The organism is Eubacterium sp. Marseille-QA0814, from assembly GCF_965119675.1.
Lineage (GTDB): Bacteria > Bacillota > Clostridia > Lachnospirales > Lachnospiraceae > Eubacterium_G.
Window position 1 is genome coordinate 21,012 of the sequence record NZ_CBCPMG010000001.1, and the last position, 6,489, is coordinate 27,500.

A 6,489-nucleotide genomic window follows, 5' to 3' on the forward strand; every position below is an offset into this window, starting at 1 on the left:
GAGGCAGGTTATGAAAGAAACAAAGGTTGTAAAGTTTGGTGGTAGTTCACTAGCTGATGCAAACCAGTTTAGAAAAGTTGCAGATATTATTTTAGCAGATCCAACAAGACGTTTTGTTGTTGCATCAGCACCGGGTAAACGTTTTGTAGAAGATATTAAAGTTACAGATATGCTTTATAACTGTTATGAATTAGCTTCAGAAGGTGAAGAATTTGAAGAACAGTTTAATCTTATTAAGGAAAGATATAATGGAATTATTGAAGGCTTAGGCATTCAGGATTTTTCGTTGGACGAAGATTTTGACATTATAAAGGGCGCATTCTCTCATATGGCAGGTAGAGATTATGCAGCCAGTCGTGGTGAATTCTTAAACAGTAAAGTATTAGCCAAATTTTTAGGCTTTGATTTCATTGATGCTGCAAAATATATTTTCTTCAATGAAAGAGGAGAATTTGATTGGGATAAAACATCAGAAAAGTTAGCTCCAAAGCTTGCAAAATCTGAATATGCAGTGATTCCGGGATTTTATGGTTCTATGCCTAACGGAACTATCAAAACATTTTCAAGAGGTGGTTCAGACGTAACAGGTTCAATTGTTGCCAGAGCAGCAGACGCAATGATTTATGAAAACTGGACAGACGTTAGTGGATTTTTAATTTGCGATCCAAGAATTGTAAATAATCCAAGTCCAATTAACACAATCACATACGCAGAACTTAGAGAATTAGCATACATGGGAGCTACTGTTTTACACGAAGATGCTATCTTCCCTGTTAGAGCAGCAGGTATCCCTGTAAATATCAAAAACACAAACTGCCCACAGGATAGAGGAACTATGATTGTTTCAGAAACTGCTGAGCCATGTGAACATATTATTACAGGTATTGCCGGCAAGAAGGGTATGTCAGTAATTAATATTGAAAAGGACAAAATGAACAGTGAAGTAGGCTTTGGTAGAAATGTACTTCGTGCATTGGAAAAGAGCAATGTAAGTTTTGAACATATGCCATCAGGTGTAGACACAATGAGTGTTGTTATTCAGACAGATGCATTAGCAGGAAAGGAAACAGCTATTCTTGACGAAATCCGTTCAAGAGTACATCCTGACCAGTTATTTATTGAAAGTAACCTTGCCCTTATTGCAGTAGTAGGTCGTGGAATGAAGAGTGCCAGAGGTACAGCTGCAATCTTATTCACAGCTTTAGCAGAGGCAAGAGTTAATATTAAAATGATTGACCAGGGATCTTCAGAACTTAACATCATTATCGGTGTAGCAGAAGAAGATTTTGAAGTTGCATTACGTGCAATTTACAATGCATTCATTAAAGTAAAAAAATAAATAAGTAAAAAAGTAAATTTTATTAACGTTAGTATTTTGTGAAGAATAAGTTATTAACAAACTTGACAACATAATAACAAAGTATTAACATTAATGTGAAAATTGAATAAAGTTCTTCGGGGTAAGGTGCAATTCCTAACCGGCTGTGATTGCTTAAGCATAAGTCAGCGAGCCTATTGGCATGATATGGTGAGAATCCATAACCGACAGTAAAGTCTGGATGAGAGAAGATAGAATATAATTACTGTTACATGCAGTAGTAAAAACAGCAACTGAAGAAATTTTGGTTGTTGTTTTTTTTTGGCTCTTTGTCAAGCTTGGGGGTAATCACTCACATAAAGTCGTGTGTGATTTCTTATTAAATAAAAAACGTCCCGCTAGGGATGTCCACCCCAGCGAAAAGAAAAAAGTTACTAAAGTAACCTGCGCTTGGTGTGTAAAATTTCGCAAGGGACATTCTTTGTTACATTAATGTTATAGATTGGAGGTAATATAAATGAAAAAAACTTTTACAACAAAAAACATAGTTTTAATAGCGATGTTTTCAGCATTGGCTTTAGTTTTACACTTATTTGATTTTTCGATTCCTGTAATTGCACCGGAATTCTATAAATTAGATTTAAGTGAAATTCCTGTACTAATTGGTTCATTTATAATGGGACCATTGGCAGGCGTGTTTATTGAAGCAATAAAAATATTATTAAAATTATTAGTAAAAGGAACATCAACAGCCTACGTTGGAGATTTGGCAAACTTCATAATTGGTTGTGCATTTGTTGTTCCTGCAAGTTTAATATACAAGTATAAGAAAACAAAAATGGGCGCGTTCATTGGAATGGCAGTAGGTATACTTGTAATGGCAGTTGCTGGAATTGCCATTAACTATTGGGTTTTAATTCCTTTTTATGTAAAAGCTTTCGGCATGCCATTAGATGCAATTATTGGAATGGGAGCAAAAATCAACGGAGCTATTTCTAACAAATTTACATTCGTCCTTATTTGTGTAGGACCGTTTAATATTTTAAAAGGTGTAATCGACAGTTTAATCACAGCCGTTGTCTACAAAAGAATCAGTTCATTTATAAAAGAGATTGGTTCAAAAAAATAAAAATATTGACTCTAAAAAAATAAGTATATGGCTAAATCAAAACACAATCGTCAAATTAAAACATAGAAAAATTTGAAAAACACAGAAATATTGTTTATACTAATCAGTATGGCATATTTCTGTGCTTTTTAATGTAATAGAAATTTCAAAGAAGAATATGTCACAAAAAGCATTACGCTAGGATGTATCCTAGTATGAAAACAAAGTTAACCTAAATATATTGGAGGATAGATGATATACGAAACAAATTCCGAAAAGGAAACTTTTGAATTAGGAAAAAATCTGGGTGAGCAAGCAAAGGCTGGTCAGATTTTTTGCCTAAATGGAGATTTAGGAGTTGGAAAAACTGTGTTTACTCAGGGATTTGCAAAGGGACTTGGCATTGAAGAAAACGTCAACAGTCCAACATTTACAATTATACAGGTATACGAGGAGGGGAGAATTCCTTTATATCATTTTGATGTATATAGAATTGGTGATCCTGAAGAAATGTATGAAATCGGATACGAGGAATATTTTTTCGGAGAAGGCGTATGCCTCATAGAATGGTCAAAATTAATAGAAGAATTAATACCTGAGGAAGCAATAAATATTGAAATAGATAAAAATCTTGAAAAAGGTTTAGACTATAGAAAGATTACAGTGGAGGGACTATGAGAATATTAGCAATAGACAGCTCTGCAATGGTGGCAACAGTTGCCGTGACAACAGATGGAGTTTTAAATGCAGAATATACAATTAATCACAAAAAAACACATTCTCAAACATTGCTACCAATGATAGATGAAATGTGTAAAACAATTGAACTTGATATGAAAACAGTAGATGCTATAGCAATATCAGGAGGTCCCGGTTCTTACACAGGACTTAGAATAGGTAGTGCCACAGCAAAAGGCTTCGGCTTGGCGCTTGGTATTCCAATCATAAATGTTCCAACAATGGACGCTTTGGCGTACAATATGTTTTCGTCACAGTATATTGTTTGTCCAATTATGGATGCGAGACGAGGACAGGTTTATACAGGAATTTATCAATTTGAAGGCACAGAAATGCAAACAATAAAAGAACAGTGCATTATGATGCTTGAGGACTTAATTGAAGAATTAGATAAAATAGGTAAAGCTGTGATTTTCCTTGGCGATGGTGTTGAAAAAGGAAAAGAAATTATTGACGCCCAAATGAAGTCAGAGCATTACTATGCACCTGCATCTATGAATGGACAGAAAGCTTCAAGTGTGGCAGCCCTTGGTGAAATCTATTATGCTCAGGGAAAAATTGAAAAAGCGGCAGACCATAAACCTGAATATTTAAGATTATCTCAGGCAGAGAGAGAACTTAAAGAAAAATTAGCCAAAGAAAAAGCGCAGGCAGAAAAATAAATCTGTGTGAAAAGAAATAAAACAAAAAATTAATTAAAATACAACAGAGATTAATAATGAAAAAAAGATAAAAATTTTAATTAAAATTAAGCAGAACAAAATTTCGTAGTGAAAATACAAAAAAGTAAGAATTAGGCTGAAGCATAAAATATAATATAAAGAGTAGGACTAAAATATGGAACAGGAAAAAATAACAATTAGAAAAATGAACATAGAGGATATTCCTGCTGTTTTTGAAATTGAACAAAGCATATTTTCTATTCCCTGGTCTGAAAAATCATTTAAAGATTCTCTGGAAAGTGAAAATACCAATTTTGTAGTAGCTTTGTGCAATGATGAAATTGTAGGCTACATTGGTATGTATGTATTTGGAGAAGAGGCTGATATATCAAATGTTGCAGTCTCTCTTAAACACAGAAGAAAGCATATTGCCCAGAATATGCTTGACTATATCTTTGATTGGTCACAAAATAAAAAAATAAAAAATCTCACTTTAGAAGTAAGAGAAACTAATGTGCCCGCAATAAAACTATATGAAAAGAATGGTTTTAAGGAGGCCGGCATTAGAAAAGATTATTACGAAAAACCAAAAGAAAATGCAGTTATAATGTGGAAACAAAATCTATAAAATACATTACTTTCCACTATTATTTTACCTGTGAAACCTATAAAATAAAAAATGTTTATTTTAGGAGGAAGTTATGAGAAGATACGAAGATGAAAAATTAGTGGAAGTGACTTGCAATAAATGTGGGAAGAAATTAATCGTAGAAAATGAAATTATAAAAGAAGGCAATTTTACTGTAGAATATAAATGGAACTATTTTTCAAACAAAGATGGAAGAGAACATTTTTTTGATTTGTGCGAAGAATGTTACGACAAAATAACGGGAGAATTTTTAATCCCTGTAGACCACAGGGAATATAAAGAATTGTTATAGAAATTCTGATTTCAGATAGCAACAAAGAATATAAAGCATTATTGTGAAAATTCTAATTTCTGAGAATGACAGGAAAAATAAAGAACTTATTTGGAATTCCTGTAGGTAGTAAAAATAAAGAGTAACTGTAGAATTGCAGAAAAGAAAGAGGAAGAGAATGTTAGACGTATGTTTGTTAGGTACAGGAGGAATGATGCCAATTCCCAGAAGATGGCTGACATCTTTAATGTGCAGATATAATGGAAGTAACATATTAATTGATTGTGGGGAAGGCACACAGGTTGCGGTAAAGCAGAAAGGCTGGACCTTTAAACCAATTGATGTAATATGCATAACACACTATCATGCTGATCACATAAGTGGACTTCCAGGCTTACTGCTTACAATGGGAAATGCTGAAAGAAAAGAGCCACTTACAATGATTGGACCAAAAGGCTTAGAAAGAGTTGTAAGGGCACTTAGAACAATTGCACCTGAACTTCCTTTTGATATAAAGTTTATTGAATTATCAGAAGATTTGGAGACAATCCAGTTTGAAGAATACAGAATAAAAGCTTTTAAGGTAAAACATAGCATAACATGTTACGGATATTCAATTGAAGTGGACAGAAGCGGAAAGTTTGATGCCACAAAAGCAAAAGAACTGGATATACCAATAAAAAAATGGAGTCTTTTACAAAAAGGCGAGACAATCGAGGCAGACGGCCGGGTTTTCACACCTGATATGGTAATGGGACCACCACGAAAAGGTTTAAAAGTAACATATGCAACTGACACAAGACCTGTTGCAAACATTGCTAAAGCTGCAAAAGATGCAGATTTATTTGTGTGCGAAGGAATGTATGGAGAACCTGATAAAGAAGAAAAAGCGAAAGAACACAAACATATGACTTTTGTGGAAGCTGCAAACATCGCAAAAGAAGCCAATCCAAAAGAAATGTGGCTGACACACTACAGCCCATCTCTTGTAAAACCTTGGCTTTATTTAGATACGGTTACAGACATTTTTCCAAATGCAAAGACAGGAAAAGATGGGATGTCTGTTGATTTAATGTTTGAAGATTAGAAAAGTAGAGGTATTGTTTTGAAAGATATAAAAATATTAGCAATTGAAAGTTCGTGTGACGAAACAGCAGCAGCAGTTGTTGTTAATGGAAGAGAAGCGCTATCTAACGTCATATCTTCACAAATAGATTTACATACATTATATGGAGGTGTAGTACCTGAAATAGCTTCAAGAAAACATATTGAAAACATTAACTATGTTATCGAGAAGGCTTTATCAGATGCTAAAACAACATTAGATGAAATTGATGCAATAGGAGTTACATACGGACCAGGGTTAGTAGGCGCACTTTTAGTGGGAGTAGCGGAAGCGAAAGCTATATGTTTTGCTAAAGATATTCCTTTAGTTGGAGTACATCATATTGAAGGACATATTTGCGCCAATTATGTGGAAAACAAAGAGTTAGAACCACCATTTGTATGTCTTGTTGTATCGGGTGGTCATACTCACCTTGTTGTGGTAGAAGATTATGGCAAGTATAAGATTCTTGGAAAAACAAGAGACGATGCCGCAGGAGAAGCCTTTGACAAAGTGGCAAGAGCAATAGGCTTAGGATATCCAGGTGGTCCTAAAATAGATAAAATTTCAAAGGATGGAAATCCGCATGCATACGAATTTCCTAGGGCAAAAATAACTGACAGTGTATATGACTTTAG

Annotated in this window: 8 protein-coding genes and 1 riboswitch (1 of these 9 cut by a window edge); all 8 genes read left to right on the forward strand. The window is 34.1% G+C overall.

Features of this window, described 5'->3' with window-relative positions:
• Window positions 1-10 precede the first annotated feature (10 nt).
• Complete coding sequence (locus tag ACQY63_RS00080; protein ID WP_022165275.1) at window positions 11-1,339, forward strand: aspartate kinase; 1,329 nt, start codon at window positions 11-13, stop codon at window positions 1,337-1,339.
• Between the two features lie 108 nt (window positions 1,340-1,447).
• Window positions 1,448-1,575: riboswitch (FMN riboswitch) on the forward strand.
• 260 nt (window positions 1,576-1,835) lie between these two features.
• Complete coding sequence (locus tag ACQY63_RS00085) at window positions 1,836-2,447, forward strand: ECF transporter S component (RefSeq protein ID WP_022165276.1); 612 nt, start codon at window positions 1,836-1,838, stop codon at window positions 2,445-2,447.
• A 231-nt stretch (window positions 2,448-2,678) separates the two neighbouring features.
• On the forward strand, window positions 2,679-3,104 hold the full coding sequence (gene tsaE / locus ACQY63_RS00090; RefSeq protein WP_022165277.1) for a tRNA (adenosine(37)-N6)-threonylcarbamoyltransferase complex ATPase subunit type 1 TsaE: 426 nt from the start codon (window positions 2,679-2,681) through the stop codon (window positions 3,102-3,104).
• Window positions 3,101-3,826: a tRNA (adenosine(37)-N6)-threonylcarbamoyltransferase complex dimerization subunit type 1 TsaB gene (gene tsaB / locus ACQY63_RS00095; protein WP_412335667.1), complete on the forward strand. Its 726-nt coding sequence runs from the start codon at window positions 3,101-3,103 to the stop codon at window positions 3,824-3,826. The genes tsaE and tsaB overlap by 4 nt, the downstream gene beginning before the upstream one ends.
• A 175-nt stretch (window positions 3,827-4,001) precedes the next feature.
• A complete protein-coding gene (rimI, locus tag ACQY63_RS00100) occupies window positions 4,002-4,454 on the forward strand; it encodes a ribosomal protein S18-alanine N-acetyltransferase (protein WP_022164508.1) in 453 nt (150 codons plus the stop codon).
• 73 nt (window positions 4,455-4,527) lie between these two features.
• Entirely contained in the window at window positions 4,528-4,767 is a 240-nt protein-coding gene (locus tag ACQY63_RS00105) for a hypothetical protein (protein ID WP_022164509.1), read from the forward strand.
• Between the two features lie 157 nt (window positions 4,768-4,924).
• Window positions 4,925-5,833: a ribonuclease Z gene (locus ACQY63_RS00110; protein ID WP_022164510.1), complete on the forward strand. Its 909-nt coding sequence runs from the start codon at window positions 4,925-4,927 to the stop codon at window positions 5,831-5,833.
• Window positions 5,834-5,851: 18 nt separating this feature from the next.
• A protein-coding gene (gene tsaD / locus ACQY63_RS00115) for a tRNA (adenosine(37)-N6)-threonylcarbamoyltransferase complex transferase subunit TsaD (RefSeq protein WP_022164511.1) crosses the window boundary here: on the forward strand, window positions 5,852-6,489 show its 5' portion. It continues 382 nt past the right edge of the window; only the first 638 of its 1,020 coding nucleotides appear in the window; it begins with the start codon at window positions 5,852-5,854; its stop codon lies beyond the right edge, outside the window.